The sequence below is a fragment of the Porcincola sp. LCP21S3_C12 genome (genome assembly GCF_052118625.1).
Taxonomy (GTDB): domain Bacteria; phylum Bacillota; class Clostridia; order Lachnospirales; family Lachnospiraceae; genus Porcincola.
In genome coordinates this window covers 24,087-46,940 of sequence record NZ_JBQKGW010000020.1, presented here as the reverse complement: position 1 = coordinate 46,940, position 22,854 = coordinate 24,087, and the positions used below count along the sequence as shown (strand labels likewise).

At 55.8% G+C, this 22,854-nt stretch carries 18 protein-coding genes and 1 other annotated feature; of the genes, 3 read left to right on the top strand and 15 right to left on the bottom strand.

Translation table 11 applies throughout. From position 1 onward, the window contains the following. Positions 1-143: 143 nt before the first annotated feature. The 14 genes from ACTQ1N_RS10435 to ACTQ1N_RS10370 form a co-directional block, all read right to left on the bottom strand. Positions 144-509 (bottom strand): DUF1667 domain-containing protein, encoded by a 366-nt coding sequence (locus ACTQ1N_RS10435; protein ID WP_441956698.1) that lies wholly within the window; start codon positions 507-509, stop codon positions 144-146. 159 nt (positions 510-668) lie between these two features. Beyond that, a complete protein-coding gene (locus ACTQ1N_RS10430; protein WP_441956697.1) occupies positions 669-2,000 on the bottom strand; it encodes an NAD(P)/FAD-dependent oxidoreductase in 1,332 nt (443 codons plus the stop codon). Continuing rightward, a complete protein-coding gene (locus ACTQ1N_RS10425) occupies positions 1,987-3,561 on the bottom strand; it encodes an NAD(P)/FAD-dependent oxidoreductase (RefSeq protein ID WP_441956696.1) in 1,575 nt (524 codons plus the stop codon). Before ACTQ1N_RS10425 ends, ACTQ1N_RS10430 begins: the two co-directional genes overlap by 14 nt. A 107-nt stretch (positions 3,562-3,668) precedes the next feature. After that, the gene (locus ACTQ1N_RS10420; RefSeq protein ID WP_441956695.1) at positions 3,669-4,493 is read right to left on the bottom strand and encodes an energy-coupling factor ABC transporter ATP-binding protein; all 825 of its coding nucleotides are present in this window, start codon (positions 4,491-4,493) and stop codon (positions 3,669-3,671) included. A 103-nt stretch (positions 4,494-4,596) separates the two neighbouring features. Further along, positions 4,597-5,397 (bottom strand): energy-coupling factor transporter transmembrane component T family protein, encoded by an 801-nt coding sequence (locus ACTQ1N_RS10415; protein ID WP_441956694.1) that lies wholly within the window; start codon positions 5,395-5,397, stop codon positions 4,597-4,599. Further along, positions 5,394-6,491: a cobalt transporter CbiM gene (cbiM, locus tag ACTQ1N_RS10410; protein ID WP_441956693.1), complete on the bottom strand. Its 1,098-nt coding sequence runs from the start codon at positions 6,489-6,491 to the stop codon at positions 5,394-5,396. The genes ACTQ1N_RS10415 and cbiM overlap by 4 nt, the downstream gene beginning before the upstream one ends. A gap of 269 nt (positions 6,492-6,760) precedes the next feature. Further along, positions 6,761-8,443 (bottom strand): phospho-sugar mutase, encoded by a 1,683-nt coding sequence (locus ACTQ1N_RS10405; RefSeq protein WP_441956700.1) that lies wholly within the window; start codon positions 8,441-8,443, stop codon positions 6,761-6,763. A 294-nt stretch (positions 8,444-8,737) separates the two neighbouring features. Further along, positions 8,738-10,003, bottom strand: coding sequence for a TRAP transporter large permease (locus tag ACTQ1N_RS10400; RefSeq protein ID WP_441956692.1), 1,266 nt, complete (start codon positions 10,001-10,003; stop codon positions 8,738-8,740). Next, the gene (locus ACTQ1N_RS10395) at positions 10,003-10,542 is read right to left on the bottom strand and encodes a TRAP transporter small permease (protein ID WP_441956691.1); all 540 of its coding nucleotides are present in this window, start codon (positions 10,540-10,542) and stop codon (positions 10,003-10,005) included. The genes ACTQ1N_RS10400 and ACTQ1N_RS10395 overlap by 1 nt, the downstream gene beginning before the upstream one ends. 25 nt (positions 10,543-10,567) lie before the next feature. Beyond that, complete coding sequence (locus ACTQ1N_RS10390; RefSeq protein WP_441956690.1) at positions 10,568-11,695, bottom strand: TRAP transporter substrate-binding protein; 1,128 nt, start codon at positions 11,693-11,695, stop codon at positions 10,568-10,570. Between the two features lie 75 nt (positions 11,696-11,770). Then, positions 11,771-12,025, bottom strand: a binding site (T-box leader). Positions 12,026-12,172: 147 nt separating this feature from the next. Then, on the bottom strand, positions 12,173-12,313 hold the full coding sequence (locus ACTQ1N_RS10385; protein ID WP_205839641.1) for a hypothetical protein: 141 nt from the start codon (positions 12,311-12,313) through the stop codon (positions 12,173-12,175). A gap of 16 nt (positions 12,314-12,329) precedes the next feature. Beyond that, the gene (locus ACTQ1N_RS10380; protein WP_441956699.1) at positions 12,330-13,457 is read right to left on the bottom strand and encodes a sodium ion-translocating decarboxylase subunit beta; all 1,128 of its coding nucleotides are present in this window, start codon (positions 13,455-13,457) and stop codon (positions 12,330-12,332) included. Between the two features lie 326 nt (positions 13,458-13,783). Then, entirely contained in the window at positions 13,784-15,790 is a 2,007-nt protein-coding gene (locus tag ACTQ1N_RS10375) for an ABC-F family ATP-binding cassette domain-containing protein (RefSeq protein ID WP_441956689.1), read from the bottom strand. Positions 15,791-15,794: 4 nt separating this feature from the next. Further along, positions 15,795-16,835: an alpha-hydroxy-acid oxidizing protein gene (locus ACTQ1N_RS10370; RefSeq protein WP_441956688.1), complete on the bottom strand. Its 1,041-nt coding sequence runs from the start codon at positions 16,833-16,835 to the stop codon at positions 15,795-15,797. Between the two features lie 271 nt (positions 16,836-17,106). On the opposite strand from ACTQ1N_RS10370, the gene ACTQ1N_RS10365 reads away from it, so the two are divergent. Further along, positions 17,107-18,081 (top strand): FKBP-type peptidyl-prolyl cis-trans isomerase, encoded by a 975-nt coding sequence (locus tag ACTQ1N_RS10365; RefSeq protein WP_441956687.1) that lies wholly within the window; start codon positions 17,107-17,109, stop codon positions 18,079-18,081. A 109-nt stretch (positions 18,082-18,190) separates the two neighbouring features. Here ACTQ1N_RS10365 and ACTQ1N_RS10360 read toward each other — a convergent pair whose 3' ends face one another. After that, entirely contained in the window at positions 18,191-19,546 is a 1,356-nt protein-coding gene (locus ACTQ1N_RS10360; protein ID WP_441956686.1) for an MATE family efflux transporter, read from the bottom strand. A gap of 295 nt (positions 19,547-19,841) precedes the next feature. On the opposite strand from ACTQ1N_RS10360, the gene ACTQ1N_RS10355 reads away from it, so the two are divergent. Together ACTQ1N_RS10355 and ACTQ1N_RS10350 are read left to right on the top strand one after the other, a co-directional pair. Next, complete coding sequence (locus ACTQ1N_RS10355) at positions 19,842-21,185, top strand: MATE family efflux transporter (protein ID WP_441956685.1); 1,344 nt, start codon at positions 19,842-19,844, stop codon at positions 21,183-21,185. Positions 21,186-21,342: 157 nt separating this feature from the next. Continuing rightward, positions 21,343-22,827: a DUF1846 domain-containing protein gene (locus ACTQ1N_RS10350; protein WP_441956684.1), complete on the top strand. Its 1,485-nt coding sequence runs from the start codon at positions 21,343-21,345 to the stop codon at positions 22,825-22,827. The last annotated feature ends 27 nt before the right edge of the window (positions 22,828-22,854 follow it).

Sequence of the window (22,854 nt, the reverse complement as noted above, 5' to 3'; positions counted from 1 at the left end):
TTCAATGATCTTTACTTTTTCTATCGGATCAATTTTGCTTTTCCTAGACATAGAAATACCCCCAAGTAGGTTTTATATTTCATTGTCCTACTTGGGGGTAGCATATCAAAAGTCAGAGCGGTCAAATTGTCGTATATTTCAGGTTATAACCGATCAATATGTTTCGTTGCGATGACGTCCACGCCAGTTCCGGCGATGTCCTTCAGGACGATGTCGCCGATCGAGACAGGCGCCTGAAGCCTCAGTCTGTCGATTTCCTTCATGCAGTCCGCGATTTTCCCCTTTGGTACTGCCTGGGTTGTCCGGACGGAAACTCTCGGTATGACACCGCCTGTGATGAGCGCCGTGCTTGTCAGCGTCCTGACGGGATTCGTCACCTCGGAGCGCGCATACCGTTCTCCGATTCTGCAGGAGTTGCCCTCGACGCTGACGATCTCTTCTCCTTCCATCTTCACAATCATCGAACATCCAACCGGACATCCGATGCATGTCAGTTCTTTCTTCTCCATCGCGGCCTCCCGTTCAAATGCGATCAGATCATGCTTTCTCTTGTGGATATCGTGAAGTGCTCTTTTTTTCTTCTCCGCATCTGGGCAATACCAATTTAAAAAAACCAGGTCCTGCTTCTATATCAAATCAACAGATAAGACTATTATCATTCGCCGATTTCAATATTCCGGCTCAATCCTGACAGTCAGCTGATGCTGTCCCTTTGTTTTTGAGAGCTGCTCCCTTGTCACGGTGGTCTGACACATCTCACCGGGCGTCAGGATCCGTTTTTTCTGATGAACAATCCGTTCCTCATCCAGATACAGGCTCAGCCAGACGTCCCGGTACACTGCCCCGACCCGGAACCGGATCGTCACCTTCTCATCCATCGTCTCCGGATAGATCGCGGCCGGCACCGTATAGCGGACGCCATTCTCGCCGGAGAGCGTGATCCGGCTGCTGCCGCGCCTCTTCCGCTCAGCCGTCTCCCTGGCGCTCAGGCTGCACTCCCTCTGCTGAGAATGAATGTCTTCCGCCGGATGACTCCCGGCATAGATGGCTGCATGCCTTCCTGCTATCCCGGCTTCCTCCGAGACGTAGTCGACCAGGTCGTGAACATGGAGCACGTTGCCGCAGGAAAAGATTCCCGGGATACTTGTCTCAAATGTGTCATCCACTGCCGGTCCGCCGGTCACGGGATTGATCGCCGCACCGGCCTTGCGCGTAAGCTCATTTTCGGGAATAAGTCCGCAGGAAAGAAGGAGGCAGTCACACTCATACCGAATCTCCGTTCCCGGAACCGGCTTTCTCTGCGTGTCGACCTTTGCGACCGTAACTGCCTCAAGCCGCTCTCTGCCCTCTGTCCGGATGACCGTGTATGAGAGAAGGAGCGGAATGCCGAAGTCATCCAGACACTGCACGATATTGCGGCGGAGACCTGTGGAATACGGCATCAGCTCCACGACCGCCTGTACACTGGCGCCCTCAAGCGTCATGCGCCTTGCCATGATCAGACCGATATCCCCGGATCCCAGGATGACCGCCTTCTTCCCCGGCATCAGGCCTTCGATGTTGATCATCCGCTGTGCGGTCCCGGCTGTGTAGATGCCTGCCGGACGCGTTCCCGGGATGTTCAGCGCGCCTCTCGGGCGCTCCCGGCAGCCCATCGCCAGCACAATCGCGCCTGCCTGAAGCTGGAATAGTCCCTCCTTCTCGTTCATCGCCGTGATCAAGTGGTCATCCGTAACATCCAGCACCATCGTCCCCGTCGTGATCTGAACGCCGGACGCCTCTGCCCTTCGGACGAACCGGTCCGCGTACTCCGGCCCTGTCAGCTCTTCTCCAAATGTATGAAGGCCGAATCCGTTGTGGATACACTGCATCAGAATGCCGCCCGGCTCGCTGCTTCTCTCCAGCACCAGGACTTCCTTTGCCCCGGCCTGCCGGGCGCTGATGGCCGCGGCAAGTCCTGCCGGCCCGCCCCCGATCACTGCCACGTCACATCTTTTCATGAGCGACCCTCCCGTCTTCCCGGTCATACGGGGTTCCTGCCGGATGATTTCCACTCTCTGACAGATGGCTTTTTGAAACGCTTTCCGGATTTCCCTCGCTCTTCACCGCACAGCCGCGCGGTTCATTTTCTCCCTTGGTATAGCCAGCCACAACTCTGGAATCTCCGCCGCACTTTGTGATCATATCCAGCGGGATTCCTGTCTCACGGTGAAGAATCTCACAGACCCTCGGCATACAGAAACCGGACTGACAGCGCCCCATCCCTGCCCGCGTGCGGCGTTTGATCCCATCGAGCGACCTGGCTCCGAGCGGTCTTCGGATGGCGTCGACGATCTCACCCTCCGTCACACTCTCGCAGCGGCAGACAATCTGTCCATAGAGCGGATTTTCCGCGATCAGCCTCTTTTTCTCCTCAAACGGAAGCTCCGCAAAGTGAGGGATGCCTTTTCGTTTTTCGACAAAGTGTTCCTTTTTCTGGAGTCCCAGCGCCTTCTGTGCCCAGGAAGCCGCCATCTCTCCGACGGCCGGCGCGCTGGAAAGGCCCGGCGACTCGATCCCCGCCAGGTCATAGAACAGCGGGGCGCCTTCTGCCTCCCCGATGATGAAATCGCCCGTGTCTCCATGCGCACGCAGTCCTGCGAAGGAGGTGATGATCTTTCCTCCCTGCAGCGGCCTCACGGAGAGATTCTCCTTCTCCAGAACCTCCGCAATGCCTTCCGCCGTCGTCGCTGTGTCTTCCTTGTCTGAGATAAAATCAGAGGTCGGTCCGGCCAGGATGTTGCCGTGTACCGTTGGCGTCACCAGCACGCCCTTCCCTTTCTCCGTCGGCAGCTGGAAGATCGTATGCCGCACGTACCCCTGAAGCGCCCGGTCATAGAGACAGTACTCCCCCCGCCTGGGGCGGATCCGGATCTTCTGTGTGCTGACCATATTGTGGATCTCATCCGCGTACACACCGGCAGCGTTGATGACAGCTCTGGTGACATACTCTGTCCCGCCCGCCTTCACATGGTACAGTCCCTTCCCATCCCGTCTGATGTCCATCACTTCAGCATGGAAATGAAAATCCACGCCGTTCCGGAAGGCGTTCTCTGCCATCGCAAGCGTCAGCTCAAACGGACAGACAATCCCGCTTGTCGGCGCATAGAGTGCCGCGATGACACCTTCCGACAGGTTCGGCTCCATCCGGAAGAGCTCCTCACCCCGGACAATCCTGAGTCCGCTCACGCCGTTGACAATCCCGCGCGCAAGCAGCGCCTCCAGTACGTCCGTCTTTGCCTCGTCTGTGCAGACGACGAGCGCTCCATTTCTCTGAAATGGGACATCCAGATCCTCGCACAGGCTGTCCATCATCTCATTGCCCCTGACGTTCAGCTTTGCCATCAGGGACCCAGCGGCCGGGTCGAAGCCACCGTGGATGATGGCGCTGTTGGCCTTGGAGGTCCCCGTACAGACATCCTCTGTGCGCTCGAGCACACAGATATCCGCGTGCAGGCGAGACAGCGCCCACGCGGCAGCGGCACCGGTCACGCCTGCGCCGATTATCACAGCATCGTACATAAAATCTCCCTCCGAGCGGCTGTTGTGTAAACAACTCTGCTTGTAGATTACCATCTCGGATGAGACGATTCAAGAAAAGATTCTGTACGAATCCGGTATGTTTCAGCTTACATTCCGGGACTGATGGTATGCGCCTTTGTCATCCGGATTTCCTCGCCGCCGACTGCCTGCGCAAGCCTCCGGCTGTGGGTCGCGATGATAATCAGCCTTTCTTCCCGCTTCAGACTGGCCAGAAACTCTGTCACCCACGCCTCCCCGTCCTCATCAAGCCCGGCTTCCGGCTCATCCAGGATCAAAGTCTGCGGCTGCATCGCAAGGACAGCGGCAAGCGCCGTCCGCTTCTTCTCACCCCCGGAGAGGTGAAATGGCGCCCGCTCCGCCAGCTGTTCGATGCCGAGCATGTCCATGTACTGCTCCGTCCTCCTCTGAACCTCCTCCTTGGGGAGACCGAGCTGCAGAAGGCCGAACGCGATCTCCTCCCTCACAGACTTGCAGAAAAGCTGTGTCTCCGAATTCTGGAACAAAAACCCGAGTCTTCTGTAGAACGCCTTCGACCACTCCCTGTCATTCATCCTGTCTCTTGTGACGGCTTCTCCATGAAAAAGATAGCGGCCGTTCTCCGGAAAACTGAGTCCTGCGAGAACCCGGAACAGCGTCGACTTGCCGCAGCCATTCGGGCCTGTCACGACATAAGTATGCCCCGGATACAGGTTCAGACTGACATGCGCCAGCGTCAGCACCCGCTGCTGTCCGCCTTCGTCCTCCTGCCCATAGGAATAGCAGACATCCTGAAGGCTGATCCAGGGTGCGCATACGGTTTCTGCCTCGTCCTGTTCTTCCATGCCTTCATATACATGATGTATTTTCGATGGCTGTGCTTCGTTCGCAGCTTTCCCCGCATCATCCGCACGCTTTCTTCTATGAATCAACATAAGTCCACCATCTCCCCATCCTGCCGCACAGGCAGGGCTCCACTGCTCCCGCCCGCAATTCTCTTATCTCAGATACGCCGAGCCTGATGCCCTGCTCCCCATGTCATACAGCAGGCGTCCTCATCTGCGTATACACAAAAAGCAGAAGTATCAGAATATCCGCGCTCAGAATCATCACATCCCGCAGCCCAAAGCGCGGACGGTTCAGCGCCGGGTACGCGCCGTCAAATCCCCTCAGACGCATCGCCTCCTCTGTCTGCTGCGCCATTTGCTGAGATTTCAGGAACGTTGTTCCCAGGATACCGCCGGCACCGGAATGTTTCCAGTTCACCTTTCCGACACTCCGCATCGTCACAGCCTCCAGCAGCGCACCGCTGTACCGTCCGAGAATCACCAGATAGCGGATTGTGAGATCCAGCACCAGCACGAACAGTTCCGGAACATGCAGCTGACGGAAGGCTTCCGTAAGTCTCTGGAAGGACACGGCTGTCCCCATCAGCGACAGCGCAAGCACCGCCTCCGCAACCTTCAGCGTCACGGTCAGCATTGTCTTCGGACTGCCCAGAAATACAGAGGGCAGCATGATGATCAGTGTGAGGATACAGGGCAGAAACAGTGCTTCCATGACACGCTTCAGCTGCCGGATTGGCAGTGCCGCCGTCCGCACCAGCAGCAATGCCAGCACCGTCACGGTAAAGACTGCATTGCGCGAAAGTGCACACAGAAGAATAAGAAGCAGCGCTGACAGCAGACAGACAACAGGGAGGTCGGAGCGATCTGCCCCGCCTCCCTTCTTCATGCCGTTCAATATGCCGGCTCTCTCTGGTCTCCCCCGGCCATCATCCTTAAGATCGCTCTCCCGAAGGCGGGAAAGCACTTTCAGAATTGATCGATTCCAGTTCATGCCTGTACCTGCTGCTTCTGCGGTTTCTTTGCGTCCCCTATCAGTCTGAATACGATGATCAGGACAGCCGCTCCAATCACAGCTGACAGGATATAGCCGAACCATTCCGGCAGTCCTGCAAATGAATAGTCCGGCACCAGCGCCTTCAGGCTGAATCCTTTCAGCATCCCGGCAGGCGTGTATCCTGCCCCCGTGGCGGCAATCTCGTCAACACCCCACTCGCCCCAGGCGGTTCCCTCTGCCAGAAGTCCCAGCGGTGTCGCCAGAATCAAGGCTCCCAGCAGGAAGCTCACTGCCCTTCCGGACTTTCTTCCGGACGCAGCGCTGGCTGTTTCCATCCCGGCTGTTCTGCTGCCCGTGCTGCCAGCTTCCGTACCGGCTGTTCTGCTGCCCATACTCCCGGACGCTCCGCTGCCCCTTCTCACGGCTCCCATGATCATATCAGGCGAGGTCTTCTTCACGAATGCCAGCACCGCCACTGTGAACACAACCTCTGCGAGACCGAAGACCGTCAGATGGCCGATCATCATGGCCGGAACAGACAGGTTCAGACCGTACGGACAGTACAGGGCATTCCCCGCTGAATCCCGGAACAGCATCGGCTGAACCCCGAACTCGATCGCAGCACAGAGCGCTGCCGCATTGATGCCGAGGTAGGCCCCCACACCAGCCCCGATCAGATCACCGCTTCCGCGGCGGATCCATTTCCTGAGAAGTGAATAAACAGCGTATCCGACAAATGGCAGCGCAAACGCCATGTTGAAGCTGTTCGCCCCGAAGGCCAGCACCCCGCCATCCCCGAAGATCAGCGCCTGCAGCAGCAGCGCGACAGACACCGACAGACAGGCCGCATACGGACCGAGCAGCGCGGCGATCAGCGTGCCGCCCACCGCATGCCCCGTCGTTCCTCCCGGAATCGGGATGTTGAACATCATACTGATGAAGGAAAATGCAGCTCCGACGCCCATCAGCGCGATTTTTTCTTTTGGAAGTTCAGTTTTCACCTTTCGAATACAGACGCCCCAGACCGGGATCATGGCAGCAGCCATCACCCCGCAGGTCTGCGGACTGAGGTAGTTCTCGGGAATGTGCATGCAGATCTCTCCGTTTTCTCCAGAAACCAGTTTCAGCCAGTGCCTTCGGCATCCCCGGCCTGCAGGCAGGAGTGGTGTCAGTTTCTCGCACTGGAATCAGATATCACTCTGAGTATAAACAAAACCCGGGGAAGGCGTAAGCCCCACCCCGGGTTGCTTATGATCTGTTTCCTGTGGTGCATCGAGCGCCTTCATCTCCGCCTCAGCTGATGTCATCCGCCGGCAGCAGAAAGCCGTTTCTGCACATCACATGCATGTGCCTCACCGTCTTAACGAAACAGCGGCGATACGGCTGACGCCAGCTTTTCCTTCTCAGCCTCGGCTTCTGCCAGGTTCTTCCCCTTTGTCGTGTAGTAAGCCTTGATCTTCGGCTCCGTGCCGGACGGACGAACCACGACGGAAGCGCCGTCTGCCAGCTTGTAGATCAGCACGTTGGCCTTCGGAAGCCCCGTTTCCTCCGGCTTCTCATAGTCAATCGCCTCTGTCACGGCATCTCCCCCGAAATCCTTCGGCGGATTCTTCCTGAGTCCATCCATGATACCGGCCATCTTGTCCATTCCGGACAGTCCCGGGAACTCATAGCTGTCCACCTTATTCAGATAGCGGCCGTACTGTGCGTAGATTTCTTCCAGGCGCTGCTTGATCGAGCTTCCGATGCTTCTGTAGTAGGATGCCATCTCGCAGATGAGCATCGATGCGACGACTGCATCCTTATCCCTCACATAAGGTCCTGCCAGGTAGCCGTAGGACTCCTCGAACCCGAAGATGAAGCGGTCAACTTCACCTGCAGCCTCAAGCTTCGCAATCTGGTCGCCGATCCATTTGAAGCCGGTCAGTGTGTGGCGAAGCTCGACGCCATAGTGCTCCGCAACAAGGTCCGCGAGCGGTGTCGAGACGATCGACTTCACCGCCACCGGTCTCTTTGGCATGGTTCCCTTCTCGATCCTTCCTGCCGCAATGTAGTCAAGCAGCAGAACCCCCATCTCATTACCGGATACCAGCTCATAGGAGCCGTCCGGACACTTCATCGCGATTCCGACACGGTCTGCATCCGGGTCCGTAGCCAGCATCAGGTCAGCCCCTGTCTCCTTTGCGAGCGCCACGCCCTTCTCAAGCGCCTGCAGGATCTCCGGGTTCGGATACGGGCAGGTAGTGAAGTAGCCGTTCGGGTACTCCTGCTCCGGCACAATCGTGATGTCCGTGATGCCGATGTCGTGAAGCACATGCGTGACCGGCACGAGCCCGGTACCGTTCAGCGGAGAATAGACAAGCTTCAGACCTGCTGTCCGGCACAGACCCGGACGCACCTGTCTGGACTCGATGGCATCGTAGAACGCTTTCTTGCAGTCGTCTCCGACAAACCGGATGAGCCCCTTCTCTACCCCCTCCGCAAAAGACATGTACTTCGCGCCTGTGAGGACGTCGGTCTTCTGAATCTGGTCATAGACGACAGCTGCCGCGTCATCCGTCATCTGGCAGCCATCCGGGCCGTATGCCTTGTAGCCGTTATACTGTGCCGGATTGTGGGATGCCGTGACCATGATGCCGGCGTTGCAGTGGTAATACCGGGTTGCAAAGCTGAGCGCCGGAACCGGCATCAGCTCGTCATAGATGCGGACCTTTATCCCATTTGCCGCAAGGACACCTGCCGCATCCCTTGCAAATGTCCATCCCTTCAGTCTGCTGTCGTAGCTGATCGCGACCGTCTGCGTGCCACCCTGTGTCTTCACCCAGTCGGCCACGCCCTGCGTCGCCTGGCGGACAACCCAGATGTTCATGCGGTTCGTCCCGGCGCCAAGTGTCCCGCGCAGCCCGGCGGTTCCGAACTTCAGCGCAACCGCAAACCGCTCTTTGATGGCGGCGTCATCGCCCTCAATATCCTGGAGTTCCTTCTTCAGGTCAAAATCGACCAGATCCGCCTCAAGCCACTTCTTATATTCATCCTGATACATAGACATATGCTCCCGCTCTTTCATCTTCATGTTCATGATATACGGTTCCGAATCCCTTCGGCACCGCCATTGATCCGAGTTCCTCACTCACTATACCATAACCGCTCATCATCTGCCAGCCACCGGCAGCTGAAAAAAGCAGCCACCATGACTGCGCCCGCTCCCATGTCCACGGGAGGAACTGTCATAGTGACTGCCTTTTCTCATTCACATATTATGATTACGCCGGTATGCGGCCAGGTGATCTGGCTGAAACGCTGCCCTGTTATCCACGCTCTGTATCAGCCAATCCCTTCAGCCTACAATCAGTCCCGGGATGAACATCGGGACATACATGACCAGGAAGAAGGCAACGATCAGTCCCAGCAGGTACGGGCGGATGGCCTTCCCGATCTTCATCATCGGCATCTTTGTAATGCTGGATGCGACGAACAGGTTGATGGCAACCGGCGGCGTGATCATGCCGATCGCAAGGCCGACCGTGAAGACCACTCCGAAATGCACCAGATTCACTCCCATCGCCTTGACAAGCGGCAGGAAGACAGGTGTCAGCAGAATGATCGCGGAGGAAGTCTCCATGAAGATTCCTGCGATCAGGATAATGACACCAATAATGAACATGATGATGTATTTGTTCTGGGACACGGAGAGCACGCCGTTTGCGATCGTCTCCGGAATGTTCCAGTTTGCCAGCACCCAGCCAAATGCGCCGGAGCAGGCGATGATGATCATGATGACGGCTGATGTTTTCGCCGAGCCTTTCACAATCTCATACAGCTTCTTCGGCCCCAGGTCGCGGTAGACGAAGAAACCAATAATGATCGCATAGATAACAGCGATATCCGCTGCCTCAGATGAGGTGAAGTATCCGGAGAAGATTCCGCCCAGGATGATCAGCGGCATCAGGATGCCCCAGATCGCCTTCACGAAGGTTTTCCCGATCGTCTTACCGGACAGCTTTGTCCCCATCGGATAATTGAGCTTCTTTGCTTCCACAAGCGCGATGACAATCAGGACAAGTCCCATCAGAATGCCCGGAACAAATCCGTTCCGGAACATTGTACTGACCGACTGCTCCGCAATGACGGCATACAGCACCATCGGCACCGACGGCGGAATGACAACACCGATTGTTCCGGCCGAGGCAATCAGCGCCGCCGATTTGTCAACGCGGTAGCCACGCTTCTCCATTTCCGGAATCAGCGTCGCGCCGACTGCTGCCGTTGTCGCAGCGCCGGATCCGGAAATCGCGGCGAAGAACATGCCAGCCAGAACGGCGACAATTGTAAGCCCGCCCTTGATCCATCCGACAAGCGACTCGGCGAATTCAACCAGCACCTTCGAGACGGTTCCCTTGCTCATCAGGTCGCCCGCCAGGATAAAGAACGGGACTGCGATCAGGGAAAACGAGTCCTGCGCGGTGAACATTCTCTGCACCACCATCAGCGGCTTCACGCCGCCTGCAAGCAGGACGGTGAGGGCTGACAGCGCGATGGAGAACGCAACCGGCATTCCGAGGAGCAGCAGGACTGCAAATGTGATAAAAAGCAGTGTAGCCATTATTCCTGCACCTCCTTCTTCTCATCATCCGGCTGAGCATCCTGCCCGGCCGCAGGCTCATCCCTTCCGGTCAGTAGACCGAGCAGCGCATCTAGCGCATGAATGAACATCGTTCCGCAGCCGATCGGGATCGCCAGATAGACAAACCGCATCGGCACTTTCATCGCTGCAGATACCTGTCCGCCCTGCCTCTGATAATACTGGATACCATAGAAAACAATCATCGCAAACAGTACCATGCAAAGTATCTGAACCGCGATCTTCATCCCCTTCTGAACCGGTCCTGGCATTGCGTTCTGAAGCACCTCGATCGATATGTGGCCGCTGTGCTTATACACGCATCCGGCGCCGAGCATGGAGCTCCAGATCAGGAGGTACCTTGTCAGTTCCTCGCTCCAGCTCAATGCATGGTTTGCGATACGGCAGACGACCTGGGCACCGGTGACTGCCACCATTGCCAGCAGCATGAAGACAATCACCGCTTCCATGATCTTATCCAGTACATCACTCAGCTTGTGGACTCCCCGAACAAATCCCATTCCTGAATTCCTCCCAAGTGAAACGTTACTGGACGTCTTTGATCACATCGTTGATCTTCTGGACATAGTCCGCATACTGAGAATACTGGTCATAAACCGGCTGAACAGCCTTCTTGAAGGAATCCATATCCGGATTCTCGTCAACCTCCATGCCGTTATCCTTCATTGCCTGGAGCTGATCCTTCTCCTCTGCCGCTGTCCATGCTCTCTCGAACTCAGCAGCCTCCTGCGCGGAATCGAGGAAGATCTTCTGAGTATCCGCATCCAGTTCGTTGAACTTGTCAAGGCTCATCGTGATGATTGCGGAAGAATAAGAATGGCGGTCAAGCGTCGCATACTTCTGGGACTCCCAGAGCTTGTAGGAGTTGATGACGTTGATCGGGTTCTCCTCACCATCTACCGTTCCCTGCTGAAGAGCCGTCAGGGTGTCGTTCCAGTTCATCGGAACCGCATCCGCTCCAAGTGCCTTAAATGCAGCCGTGTAGACATCATTTTCCATGACACGGATCTTCAGGCCCTTGACATCATCTGCCGAATGTACCGCCCTCTTGCTGTTGGTCAGGTTGCGGAATCCTCTCTCTGCATAAGCAAGGCCCTTCAGGTTGGAGCTCTCCAGCGTGTCGAGCAGCTCACGGCCAACCTTGCCGTCAAAGACTGCATACGCCTGCGCGTTATCCGCGAACAGGAACGGCATATCCAGAACGCCCATATCCTGGGAGAAATTGACGAACGGGCCGGAGGTAACGATGCCCATGTCGAGTGTATCCATCTGCATGGACTCCAGCATGTCTCTCTCTCCGCCGAGGTCTCCATTCGGATGGATCTCGATTGCGTACTTCCCATTTGTCTTGTCCTGGATCAGCTGCGCAAACTTAACAGCTGCGATCTGGAAGGAGTCATTCTCGTTGACCGTCGTTCCAAGCTTCAGGACGGTTGCTCCCTCCGGGATCTTCGGCTGTACATTGGAAGCATTCTTGACATCCTCAGCACTGAATCCGCCATACCCCGGGATGTTCTCGGTTCCTTCTCCTGCGCCGTCTGCCTCTGTTGCTGCCTCTGTTGAAGTCTCTGTCTCCCCTGCATACACTGCACCGGTGAAGCTTACCGTCATCGCTGCTGCAAGCATGGCTGCCATCATTGCTGTTCTCTTCATGTTTTCCTCCTCTTGTGTGGATATCCATCCGGATTTCTGTGGTAAAGGCACTAAAAAAAGCTTTTGCCTCTTCTACGAAGAGACAAAAGCTTCTGCTTCTGCGGTACCACTCTTCTTCCGCATGGATATGCGGCCCTTAGCGACACATAAAAATATGTCCGGTCATGATTACGGTGACCAGCCCGTCGATGCTTACCCGCTGTCTGCGAAGACAGCTCTTCAGCACGAAGCTCAGGGATGATTTTCATAGGTGTTCGTGCACTGCCTCACATCAACCGGCAGCTCTCTGGAGCACTCGCAGGTACTACTCTTTCCCGTCAAAGCTTTTGTTGAACGGTGCCCACTATAGCCCCAATAGAAAACCATGTCAACCTTGATTGGAAAGATACCAAATATTTTTTGTATATTCTCATTAGCTTCGAAATTTTACGGAGTTTAAGCGGTATCCAGTCCTGACTGTTCTGATTTCCTGATCCCTTATTCCTGGCTTTCTTTATCCGGGTGATCCGCTGGAAACAGCTTTGTCAAAAGCTTCATGATCAGGACAAGTGCGACAGTGACCGTAAAGATTCCGAGCATTCCAAGTCCCATAACCTTCAGTGATTCAAGAAACAACATTCTCTTTCCCTCCCTCTTACAACTTCGGCACAAGGCTGAGGATCAGCCCGCCTGCAATGACGGATGCAATCTGACCGGAAACGTTGACGCCGGTCGCCTGCATAATCAGGACATTGGTCGGATCCTCCTTCAGCGCCATCTGTGTCACAACACGTCCCGACATCGGAAATGCAGAGATCCCGCAGGCACCGATCATCGGGTTGATCTTCTTCTTTCTGAACAGGTTGAGCAGCTTCGCAAACAGGACGCCTCCTGCCGTGTCAAAGATGAATGCAACCAATCCCAGCAGCAGGATAAACAGGGTCTGGACATTCAGGAAATCTTCCGCCCGCATCTTGGACGCAACGGTAAGCCCCAGAATCAGGGTGATCAGATTTGCCAGCGTATGCTGCGCCGTCTCCGACAGAGAATCCAGAACGCCGCATTCCCGGATCAGGTTGCCGAACATCAGAAAGCCGATCAGCGGTGCCGACTTGGGCGCGACAATTCCGGCAACCGCCGTAATCAGAATCGGAAACAGAATCTTCGCCTTCTTCGAGACAGCCTTCGGACTGTAGTCCATATGAATCATGCGCTCCTTCTTCGTGGTCAGAAGGCGGATGACCGGCGGCTGAATGATCGGAACCAGCGCCATATAGGAATACGCCGCAACGATGATAGCACCCACATATTTCGACTGGAAATAATTCGCGACAAAGATCGAGGTCGGTCCGTCCGCCGCCCCGATGATACCGACCGAAGCTGCATCCTGAAGGCTGAAGCCGAACAGCGTTGCAAGACTCAGGGTCATGAAGATTCCGAACTGCGCGGCTGCCCCGAACAGCATCAGAACCGGGCTTTCAAGGAGCGGTGTAAAGTCAATCATCGCCCCGATTCCGATGAAGAGAAGCAGCAGGAACAGTTCATTTCCGATTCCTGCGTTGAACAAAATATCAAGCGGTCCTTCCTCAATCGCCCCCGCGACCTTCTGCGTGACCGCAGCGGACATCGGAAGATTGACCAGGATCGCGCCAAAACCCATCGGAACCAGAAGCGAAGGTTCCATCTTCTTCCGGATTCCCAGATAGATCAGAACACCGCCGATGATCCACATCACGATCTCCGGCAGTGTGATGTTCCCGACATTCGAAAACAAGGCTGCAATTTCACTCATACTCTCTACCTCCACATACAATGCTTCGTTGGACAGTGATCATCCCGGCAGGCCGTGTACATCCCCATCGCTTTCCGGCCATTTCTGTGAAAAAAAACAAGACCTCTGCCGCACGCGCAGCTTGAAGCTGAACGCCTGCGGCAAAAGTCTTGCTGTTGATATCCGAAAGCCGATTGCTTCCGGGATATTATCCGCTCCGGGCCAGAAAGGCCGCGATGACGAAGACGGCTGCGGGCATGCCCGCCAGCTACTCCCTTTTACCTGTTTTTTCTTTTCAAATAGTAGCTGTAAATCCATGCTGCGTCAAGCAGAATTCCTCATCCCCGGTTCTGGCTGTCCTGTCCGGCTATCCCCGTTTCCTCCTTACGATCATTCCGGTCATTGCCCGGCTCTTCTTGTCCTGGCTGCCCGCCCAGCCCGGAGTCCTCCATGATATCCTGCCACTGTACCAGCTCCTTCGTCCATTCGTCCCTGGCCTTTTCCATTCTGCTTTTCAGGATTTCCAGAGACTGAACCGTCTCTTCCGGCATTCCTTCCAGATAAGCCTCCGGCGACATCTGCCGGTTTTCTGCCGCTTCAAGCGCCTCCTGATATTCCGCCGCCGCCCTGGCATAGGCTTCTTCCGCACGTTCCCGCGCATGTTGATTGACTCCAAGCTCCCAGTCCAGCTGCAAGGAGGCGGTCGAAAGCTCCCTCGGGCGCATAGAAGTTCCCTTCGGCACCGCGCGCAGTTCCTCGATCATCCTTTGCTCTTTGGCGCTTCGGAGAGCAGCCGCATCAGTTCCCGCTTCCGAACTTTGCCTTCCCCGGTAGTGCTCATAACCGAACGGATAGTAGAGAACCTCCTGGGAATCCGGTGGAAAATACAGAAGCTCCTGTGCCACATGGCTCAGAAAATAGCGGTCATGGGAAATGAACACCAGTGTCCCCTGATACTGCCGGAAGATGGATTCCAGCGTTTCCTTCGCCGGAATGTCCATGTTGTTGGTCGGCTCGTCCAGAAGCAGCAGATTCGGCTTCTCTTCCAGAAGCACAGCCAGAACCAGCCTCGCCTTCTCCCCGCCTGACAGCTCCGATACCTTTTTTCCGAAGTCCTTCTCCCGGAACAGATATCCGGCCAGCGTCTTCCGCACCTGCGCTCCCGTAAGTACCGGATAGCGGTCATGGAAGTAGTCAAAAACATGTTCATCACTTGTCAGCTCCGCCGACTTCTGGTCAAAGTAGCCGATCTGAGCCGTCTCACTGATGGAAAGTTTTCCCTCCAGCTTCGGCAGAAGACCTGCCAATGTCTTCACATAAGCACTCTTCCCGGCACCATTTGGACCGAAGATGCCGATCTTCTGTCCTCTCTTGAGCCGGAAGCTCACGCAGCGCAGCGGATGGCTCTTTTCATAGCCGATCACCAACCCGTCACAGTCCAGGACATTCTTGCTCCCGCGAACCGCCGGGATGATTTCCTCGGTATGGAGCCGCGCCTCATCTTCCTGTGGTTTTGGCATCCGCTCCATCCGCTCCAGCATCTTTGCTCTGGACCGGGCGAATGCCGCTTTCCTCGGCTTGCTCCGGAATCTGGAGATCAGCTCCTCCAGACGCTGGATTTCCGCCTGCTGTGCCTCATACTGTCTCAGCTGACGCTCATGCCTTTTCTGCTTTTCAGCCCGGTACGCTGTATAGTTTCCCACATACCGGGTCAGTTTTCCGCCTGATACCTCCCAGACCACGTCAGCCGTCCGGTCGATGAAATACCGGTCGTGGGATACCATGACCACTGCCTTCGGGTATGCCCGTACCTCGTCCTCCAGCCACTCCACCGTCTCCAGATCCAGATGGTTGGTCGGTTCATCCAATAGCAGAATGTCCGGTCTTGTCGCAAACAGCCTCAGAAGCAGGATCTTTGCCTGCTCTCCCCCTGAAAATGCCGAAAGCCTTTTCCGCCGGTCTTCCATCTGGAAGCCCAGCCGTGTGAAATGTTTGTAAAAGTCCGAAACAAAAGAAGCGTATAGAGCCGACTGTTCCGGAATCGCCTGCAGGCTGGCAGCCTCCCGGACAAACACCTCCGGCGTCTTTTCTGCATCCTCCGGCGCAGCCGTCTGGGAAAAACGGCCAATCGTCACCGCCCTGGACACATGAACTTCCGCCTCCGGGTGTCCGTCTCTTGTGTCAGGCCGGCAGCTTCCGTCAAGCACCTCAAGAAGCGTAGACTTTCCGGCTCCATTTTTTCCTACTACGGCAATCTTCTCTGTCCCCCGTATACTGAAGGAGAAATCCTCCAGAACCGTATGTCCGCCCCTGCTCACAGAAGCATTGCTGATCTCAAGAAGCATCGTTTCAGAACCTTACGTACCTGCTCTGCGGCAGAAACAGGTTATCCTTCCCAATCCGGGAAAGAGAGGAGACGCCGCACATCTTCATCGTGTCCGCAAGCTCCTTTCCAAGCTTTTCCGTCAGAAGCTTCACGCCTTCTTCGGCTCCGCCGTACACTGCTGTCACATACGGCCGAGCAATGAGCACCGCATCCGCCCCAAGTGCCAGCGCCTTGAAGACATCGACGCCCGAACGGATTCCGCCGTCCACCAGCACCAGCATAGATCCCTTCACCGCATCCGCAATCTGCTCCAGCACCTCCGCAGTCGACGGCGTCTGGTCCAGCACACGACCGCCGTGATTGGAGACAATGATGGCTGACGCGCCAGCCGCCTTTGCATCCAAGGCTCCCTTCACCGTCATCACGCCCTTGACGATGAACGGCTTCCCGGCCATCCGGACAATCTCCCCCAGCTCCTCCACCGTCTTGCTCCCGGCCGGCGGCTGAAGTCCCTGCAGAAATGGGAGCCCAGCCGCATCGACATCCATGGCGACCGCAAACGATCCGGACTCCTTCACCAGCGCAAACTTTTCCTTCAGCGTATCGACATCCCACGGCTTCACGGTCGGGATGCCGGCTCCTCCTGCCGCGCGGATCGCGGCCGTGGCGGCCTTCATGACCTCCGCGTTCGTTCCGTCCCCTGTGAAGGCAGCGATTCCGGCTTCCCTACATGCCCTGACAAGGATGTCATTGTACCGGATATCATCCAGCTTGTCTCCATAGTGCAGATTGACCGCTCCAACCGGGCCCGCGAAGATCGGATACTTTATCCTCTTCCCGAAGAAGTCAAATCCCGTGTCCGGCTCTTTGTTCTCTGCAATCGTATTCAGATTGATGCGCACCTTCTGCCAGGCTTCATAGTTCCGGATCGCAACATCCCCGACACCCTTTGCCCCCGGTCCCGGCATCGTGTTTCCGCAAGCCTTGCCGTTGCATACCGGGCAGGCCTTGCAGTGCGGCCCGATGCAGGTTCTTGCCTGCTCAAGCAGTTCCTTGTATGTCATGACTGAACCAACCTCCTCGTACTGGTCTGTGGCTGACCGGCCCCGTCAGTATCTCTCCTGAGATCTTAAGCGAAATCACGCAGCCACACATTGTTTCTATTACTATATCATACAAGGCTGCTCATTCAGCCATTTTTCTATGCTTGGCAAAACATTGAAATGTATCGATCAGAATTTGCCCATTTGATTTCCCCTGTTGACCGGGCCGGCATCAGTCCCCTATACTGGAAGTCATGAATTGAATACGTGTGATAACAGGAGGAATGAATGTATGCGTATCGCAATACCATATGAAGAGGGAAACGTCTTTCAGCACTTCGGGAAATCGAAGCAGTTCAAGCTCTATACCGTCGAGGACGGAAAGATCGTCTCCTCCGAAGTGATCGATGCAGGGGATACCGGCCATGAGGCACTTGCCGGCCTCCTCGCAGAGCTGGATGTGAGGGCCGTCATCTGCGGCGGACTCGGGCAGGGCATGATGAACGCCCTTTCATCTGCGGGGATTGATGTATATCCCGGCATTTCAGGAGACGCTGACGAGGCTGCTATCTCCTTCCTTCTCGGAAAGCTTCAGCCGGGAGAAGCAAACTGTGACCACCACCATGAGAAAGCAGGCGAACCGGATTCCGGCAGCTGCGGAAACCACGAAGAAGGCTGCTGCGGCAGCAAGTCTCCTGATGGCAGCAGTGAATCTGCAGAAGGATGCTGTGGAGGCAATCAGGAAGATGGAGAGGGCTGCTGCGGAAGCGATGAAGGCTGCGGCGGTGGCTGCGGCGGATGTGGCGGCTGCGGCAGTCACATGGAAGTTATCCTGGATGGAAAGAATGCCGGAAAGACGGTTCATGTCCATTACAGGGGGACCTTTAATGACGGGACACAGTTCGACTCCTCGTACGATCGCGGCGAACCGCTCTCCTTTGTCAGCGGGACCGGCATGATGATTCCTGGGTTCGACAAGGCTGTCGTCGACATGGAGCCCGGCGACGTCGTGGATATTCACCTGATGCCGGAGGACGCCTATGGCATGCCGGATCCGGACAATGTCATCGCGCTGAAGATCGCAGATCTTCCCGGATCCGAGAACCTGACTCTTGGGCAGCGGGTTTTCCTGCGGGATGACTACGGACACTCCTTCCCGGTTCGTGTCACCTCGATGGACAGCGAGAACATCACTCTTGACGCCAACCACGAGATGGCAGGCAAGGAACTGAACTTCCACATCGAACTGATTTCTGTTGAAGACTAAAAGAAAAGGGCGTCCGCAGCAATCACGCTGCGGGCGCCCTCCAAGGCTCCAAACGAATATGTAAAGAAGGCAGCCTGAAAGATGCCCCTGACCCATTTTGCCTGGGGCTTCAGTCTCTCGTGAGATTCTTCAGCCACTTGTACTTTCTGAAGTGTACCATCACCCATGGGATCTTCCCGACCTCGTCCACACAGGTGCAGCTGTAGACCACCAGAACCGGCCAGTGGAAGACAAATGCTCCCAGCAGCGCAGCCGGAATGGCAATACACCACATCATCACAATCAGCGAATATGTGTCAAAGATTGCGTCTCCTCCGGTGTAAAATACACCGTTGATGGTCACGGTATTGACACACCGTCCGATCATGTAGACGGCCTGGATCATCATCATCCCTGTCAGGTAGGACTTCGCTTCCGGTGTCATCTTCATCAGATGAACAACAGCCGGTGTCAGCGCAAGAAGCACCACCATGGACAGAATTCCGATCACAAAGGACAGGTCGCGAAGTCTTCTCCCATCCGTCCGCGCTGTATCCATCTCTCCGGCTCCCAGCTCAATGCCCAGGATGATCCCGCCAGCCGTTGCCACACCATTGCACAGCGAGCAGATCAGATCCCGCACGACGGATGCGATGGAATTCGCCGCGGCTGCGTCCGATCCCATGTGCGCGACAATAGCCGTATAGGAAGTGAACCCGATTCCCCACAGAAGCGCGGAGCCAAGGACAGGCGCCGCGATCTTCAGCGAATCGATGACCAGCTCTCTGCGGTAATACAGAAGCCTTGCCGGATTCGGCCGGATATAGCCCTTCCGCATCGAAACCAGGACGCACCAGGCAAGCTCGATGACCCGTGAGATCAGCGTCGCAATGGCGGCTCCCTCCGGTCCGAGTGCCGGTGCCCCGAAGAGGCCGAAGATCAGGACTGCGTTCAGGATGATATTGGACAAAACCGATGCCAGGGAGATCCACATACTCATCCTGGCATGCCCCGGAATCTTCATCACCGTATGGTAGCACTGAGAAAATCCTACCAGCAGATACGACCAGCCGGCAATGCGGAGATACCGGCAGCCAATGTCGATCAGGACAGGGTCACTGGTGAAAAACAGCATCAGCGGGCGGGGCGAAAAACAGCAGAGCGCCCAGAACATCACATCGATGACCGTCATAGACCGGAGCATCATGTTGAAGATATCGCCGACCGTCTGCTCATCCCTTCTCCCGTAGTACTGCGAAGCCAGGACAGACCCCGTGGATGTATCCGCCATGATGAACATCGTCATAATGAACTGCACCTGCGTCGCAAGCGACACGGCTGCCATCGAATTCTGATCCAGCCTGCCGAGCATGAACGCATCCGCCGCGGACACCGATGCCAGAAGAAGACTCTGAAGGGCAATCGGGATCGTAAGGGATGTCAGCTTCCGTAGGAACGCTCTGTCCCTACTTAATGAAATACGCATAAACTACAACCAATCTTTGTATCAGGCCAGGGCGTCCGCCCTGCATTGTTCAGCTTCCCAGTGATTGTAACATACAAGTCCCGTTCTGTCCTCCCTGGGGTCTTCATCTTTCCAGATGGAAGTTTCCAAACGACCTTGTCTGCTTCTCCTGCGGACCAGTTCCAGGTTCTGCTGCCCGGACTGCACGCCAGCTTGACAGAATTTCGCTCCTGATTCTATAGTGGAAAACGTTATATTGATCGAACTCATTTTTATACTACCCGCAGCAGCTGATTTCACACTGGAGGAATGCGCCATGGTTCATGACTTTACGAAAGGCAGGCTGGTCATGCCTATGATCCAGTTTACGATCCCTTTTATCCTGGCCAACTACCTGCAGCTAACCTATAATGCCGTGGACAGTATCATCGTTGGCCGTTTTCTGGGTCCTGAAGCTCTCGCCGCTGTTGGAACCAGCAATCCGCTGATGACGCTTCTGATCATGCTTCTTCGCGGGACAACGCTTGGAACCGGTGTCCTGATTGGCACGATGTTCGGCGCAGGCGATTACCCCCGTCTGAGAAAACAGATTTCGACAGCGCTCCTGGCCGGCGCCGCCTGCTCTCTTGTGCTCAGCCTTGCTGTATCCATCTGCGCCAGCGGCATTCTGCGTCTGCTTCATGTCGATCCTTCCATTCTTCCGCTGGCATCCGGCTACCTCAGGACAATCTCATACGGACTGATCTTCACCTTTCTCTACAACTATCTCTCCTCGACGATGCAGGCGCTCGGCGACGGAAAAACACCTCTCATCTTCCTGGCAATCAGTGCCCTGACAAACATCGGCGGCGATCTTCTTCTAATTGTCGTGTTCCATCTGGGTGTAAATGGAGCTGCTGCAGCAACCGTTCTGAGCGAGGCCTTTTGCTGCCTGCTGTGTATACTGTATATCAGAAGCCATGTCCCTGTTCTGAACCTCGGGAAAGCATGGTTCGTCTTTGATATGTCCGTCCTCCGGAGAACGCTCCAGTACGGTTCTGTCTCTGCCATCCAGCAGGCAACGGTACAGCTCGGAATCCTGGGCGTCCAGGGCGCTGTGAATTCCCTCGGAATGAGCACGACAGCCGCCTTTGCCGCCGCGAACAGGGTCGATGATTTTGCCCTCATTCCAACCCGCAGCATTGCGAACGCAATGGCATCTGTGATTGCGCAGAACTGGGGCGCACGGGACAAAAAACGTATCCGAAAAGCATTTGCAGGCGGCGCTCTGACAGATATCGTGTATGGCGCCCTTGTCGGCGGCCTTCTCTTCATCGCCGCGTCCCGGGCCATGTATCTTTTCACTCAGGATCAGAAGGTTGTCTCAGAAGGCGAAGTATACCTCCGCCTCATCTGCATGATGTATACGCTCCCCGCCCTGACCAATGCAATCCAGGGATTCTTCCGCGGAGTCGGTGACCTGAAAATCACCCTGGCCAGCTCAATCGTCAACATGTCCATCCGCTTCATCACAACCTTTGTGCTGATTGTGAAGGTACATATGGACATCGCAGCCGTCCCATATGGCTGCCTTGCTGGCTGGCTTGGCATGCTGGTATGGGAGATCCCGTTTCTCATCCGGAGATTCCGAAAAAAACAACCTGCCGGTCCTATGATCTGACCATCCCCCGGCATCACAAAAAATATATTCGATTTTCCCGCCCCGCCGCACGCTTTACAATCCCCTGCAGGTCAATTACAATCAAGTCAAAAGTTTTTCGGAATGTATGCGATGATGCACATTTTTACGGAATTTTGGAGATAGGAGTGCATGGTAAATGAAGATCGGCTTTGACAATGAGAAGTATCTGAAGATTCAGTCTGAGCATATCCGGGATCGGATCGGCCAGTTCGGCGGCAAGCTTTACCTGGAATTCGGCGGCAAGCTGTTTGATGATTTTCATGCTTCCCGGGTCCTTCCAGGCTTTCACCCGGACTCCAAGATTACGATGCTGCGGGAGCTGAAGGATCAGGCAGAAATCATCATCGTGATCAACGCAGCCGACATTGAAAAAAACAAGGTTCGGGGAGATCTCGGCATCACCTACGATATGGATGTCTTGCGGCTGGCAGATGCCTTCACCAGTTTCGGACTGCTTGTAAGCGGCGTCGTCCTGACCCGCTTCGACAACCAGCCGTCCGCGATTGCCTATGAAAAAAAACTCCAGCACCTTGGCATGCGTGTCTACCGCCACTACCCGATTGCCGGATATCCGTCCGATATCCCCTATATCGTCAGCGACGAGGGTTTCGGGAGGAATGACTATATCGAGACCTCACGTCCGCTTGTCGTCATCACCGCGCCTGGACCTGGAAGCGGCAAGATGGCGACCTGCCTGTCCCAGCTGTACCATGAACACCAGCGCGGCGTCCAGGCCGGATATGCGAAGTTTGAGACATTTCCGGTCTGGAATCTGCCGCTGAACCATCCGGTGAATCTGGCATACGAGGCCGCAACGGCTGATCTTGACGACGTCAACATGATCGACCCCTTCCATCTCGAGGCTTATGGAAAGACCTGCGTCAACTACAACCGGGATGTGGAAGTCTTCCCGGTTCTGAATGCCATCTTCGATAAGATTCAGGGAACCTCTCCTTATCAGTCTCCCACCGACATGGGCGTCAACATGGTCGGCCTGTGCATCAGCGATGACAAGACTGTGTGCGCGGCAGCGAACCAGGAAATCATCCGCAGATATTACAGTGCGTTGTGCGACAGACGCCGCGGAAACGGAAGCGACAAACCCGTCCGGAAGATTGAGTTGCTGATGAAAAAGGCCGGTATCTCTGTATCAGACCGTCCCTGCGTGCAGGCCGCCAATCTGAAGGCGGAACAGACAGGCGCCCCGGCCGCTGCCATGCAGATGGAGGACGGAAAGATTCTGACCGGGCGAACCTCTGCCCTGCTCGGTGCCTCCTCCGCCCTTCTTCTGAACGCCCTGAAATATCTCGCCGATATCGACGACAGCATCGAGCTGCTCTCGCCGACCGTCCTGGACCCGATCATGGACATGAAGGTGAAACATCTCGGAAGCGATGGCAGCTCTCTGCTTCACCTCAACGAGATTCTCATCGCGCTTGCGATCGCCGGCGTCAGCGACCGGAATGCTGCTGCAGCGATCGGAAAGCTGGCGGAACTGAAGGGTCTGGAGGCGCACTCCTCCGTCATTCTGTCTCAGATTGACGAGGGCGTCTTCAAAAAGCTCGGCGTCAACCTCACCTGCGAGCCAAAGTACGAGACCCAGAAGCTCTATCATAAGTAAGACAATCGTAAGCCCCCATATAACCAT

What these genes read in the sequence shown, in the direction of transcription:
- ACTQ1N_RS10370 (WP_441956688.1), bottom strand. Translation starts at nt 16,835, where the DNA reads ATGACATACAAGGAACTGCTTGAGCAGGCAAGAACCTGCATCGGGCCG.
- ACTQ1N_RS10355 (WP_441956685.1), top strand. Translation starts at nt 19,842, where the DNA reads ATGGTTCATGACTTTACGAAAGGCAGGCTGGTCATGCCTATGATCCAG.
- ACTQ1N_RS10400 (WP_441956692.1), bottom strand. Translation starts at nt 10,003, where the DNA reads ATGGCTACACTGCTTTTTATCACATTTGCAGTCCTGCTGCTCCTCGGA.
- ACTQ1N_RS10360 (WP_441956686.1), bottom strand. Translation starts at nt 19,546, where the DNA reads ATGCGTATTTCATTAAGTAGGGACAGAGCGTTCCTACGGAAGCTGACA.
- ACTQ1N_RS10430 (WP_441956697.1), bottom strand. Translation starts at nt 2,000, where the DNA reads ATGAAAAGATGTGACGTGGCAGTGATCGGGGGCGGGCCGGCAGGACTT.
- ACTQ1N_RS10350 (WP_441956684.1), top strand. Translation starts at nt 21,343, where the DNA reads ATGAAGATCGGCTTTGACAATGAGAAGTATCTGAAGATTCAGTCTGAG.
- ACTQ1N_RS10425 (WP_441956696.1), bottom strand. Translation starts at nt 3,561, where the DNA reads ATGTACGATGCTGTGATAATCGGCGCAGGCGTGACCGGTGCCGCTGCC.
- cbiM (WP_441956693.1), bottom strand. Translation starts at nt 6,491, where the DNA reads ATGCACATTCCCGAGAACTACCTCAGTCCGCAGACCTGCGGGGTGATG.
- ACTQ1N_RS10395 (WP_441956691.1), bottom strand. Translation starts at nt 10,542, where the DNA reads ATGGGATTTGTTCGGGGAGTCCACAAGCTGAGTGATGTACTGGATAAG.
- ACTQ1N_RS10375 (WP_441956689.1), bottom strand. Translation starts at nt 15,790, where the DNA reads ATGCTTCTTGAGATCAGCAATGCTTCTGTGAGCAGGGGCGGACATACG.
- ACTQ1N_RS10390 (WP_441956690.1), bottom strand. Translation starts at nt 11,695, where the DNA reads ATGAAGAGAACAGCAATGATGGCAGCCATGCTTGCAGCAGCGATGACG.
- ACTQ1N_RS10405 (WP_441956700.1), bottom strand. Translation starts at nt 8,443, where the DNA reads ATGTATCAGGATGAATATAAGAAGTGGCTTGAGGCGGATCTGGTCGAT.
- ACTQ1N_RS10385 (WP_205839641.1), bottom strand. Translation starts at nt 12,313, where the DNA reads ATGTTGTTTCTTGAATCACTGAAGGTTATGGGACTTGGAATGCTCGGA.
- ACTQ1N_RS10420 (WP_441956695.1), bottom strand. Translation starts at nt 4,493, where the DNA reads ATGTTGATTCATAGAAGAAAGCGTGCGGATGATGCGGGGAAAGCTGCG.
- ACTQ1N_RS10415 (WP_441956694.1), bottom strand. Translation starts at nt 5,397, where the DNA reads ATGAACTGGAATCGATCAATTCTGAAAGTGCTTTCCCGCCTTCGGGAG.
- ACTQ1N_RS10365 (WP_441956687.1), top strand. Translation starts at nt 17,107, where the DNA reads ATGCGTATCGCAATACCATATGAAGAGGGAAACGTCTTTCAGCACTTC.
- ACTQ1N_RS10435 (WP_441956698.1), bottom strand. Translation starts at nt 509, where the DNA reads ATGGAGAAGAAAGAACTGACATGCATCGGATGTCCGGTTGGATGTTCG.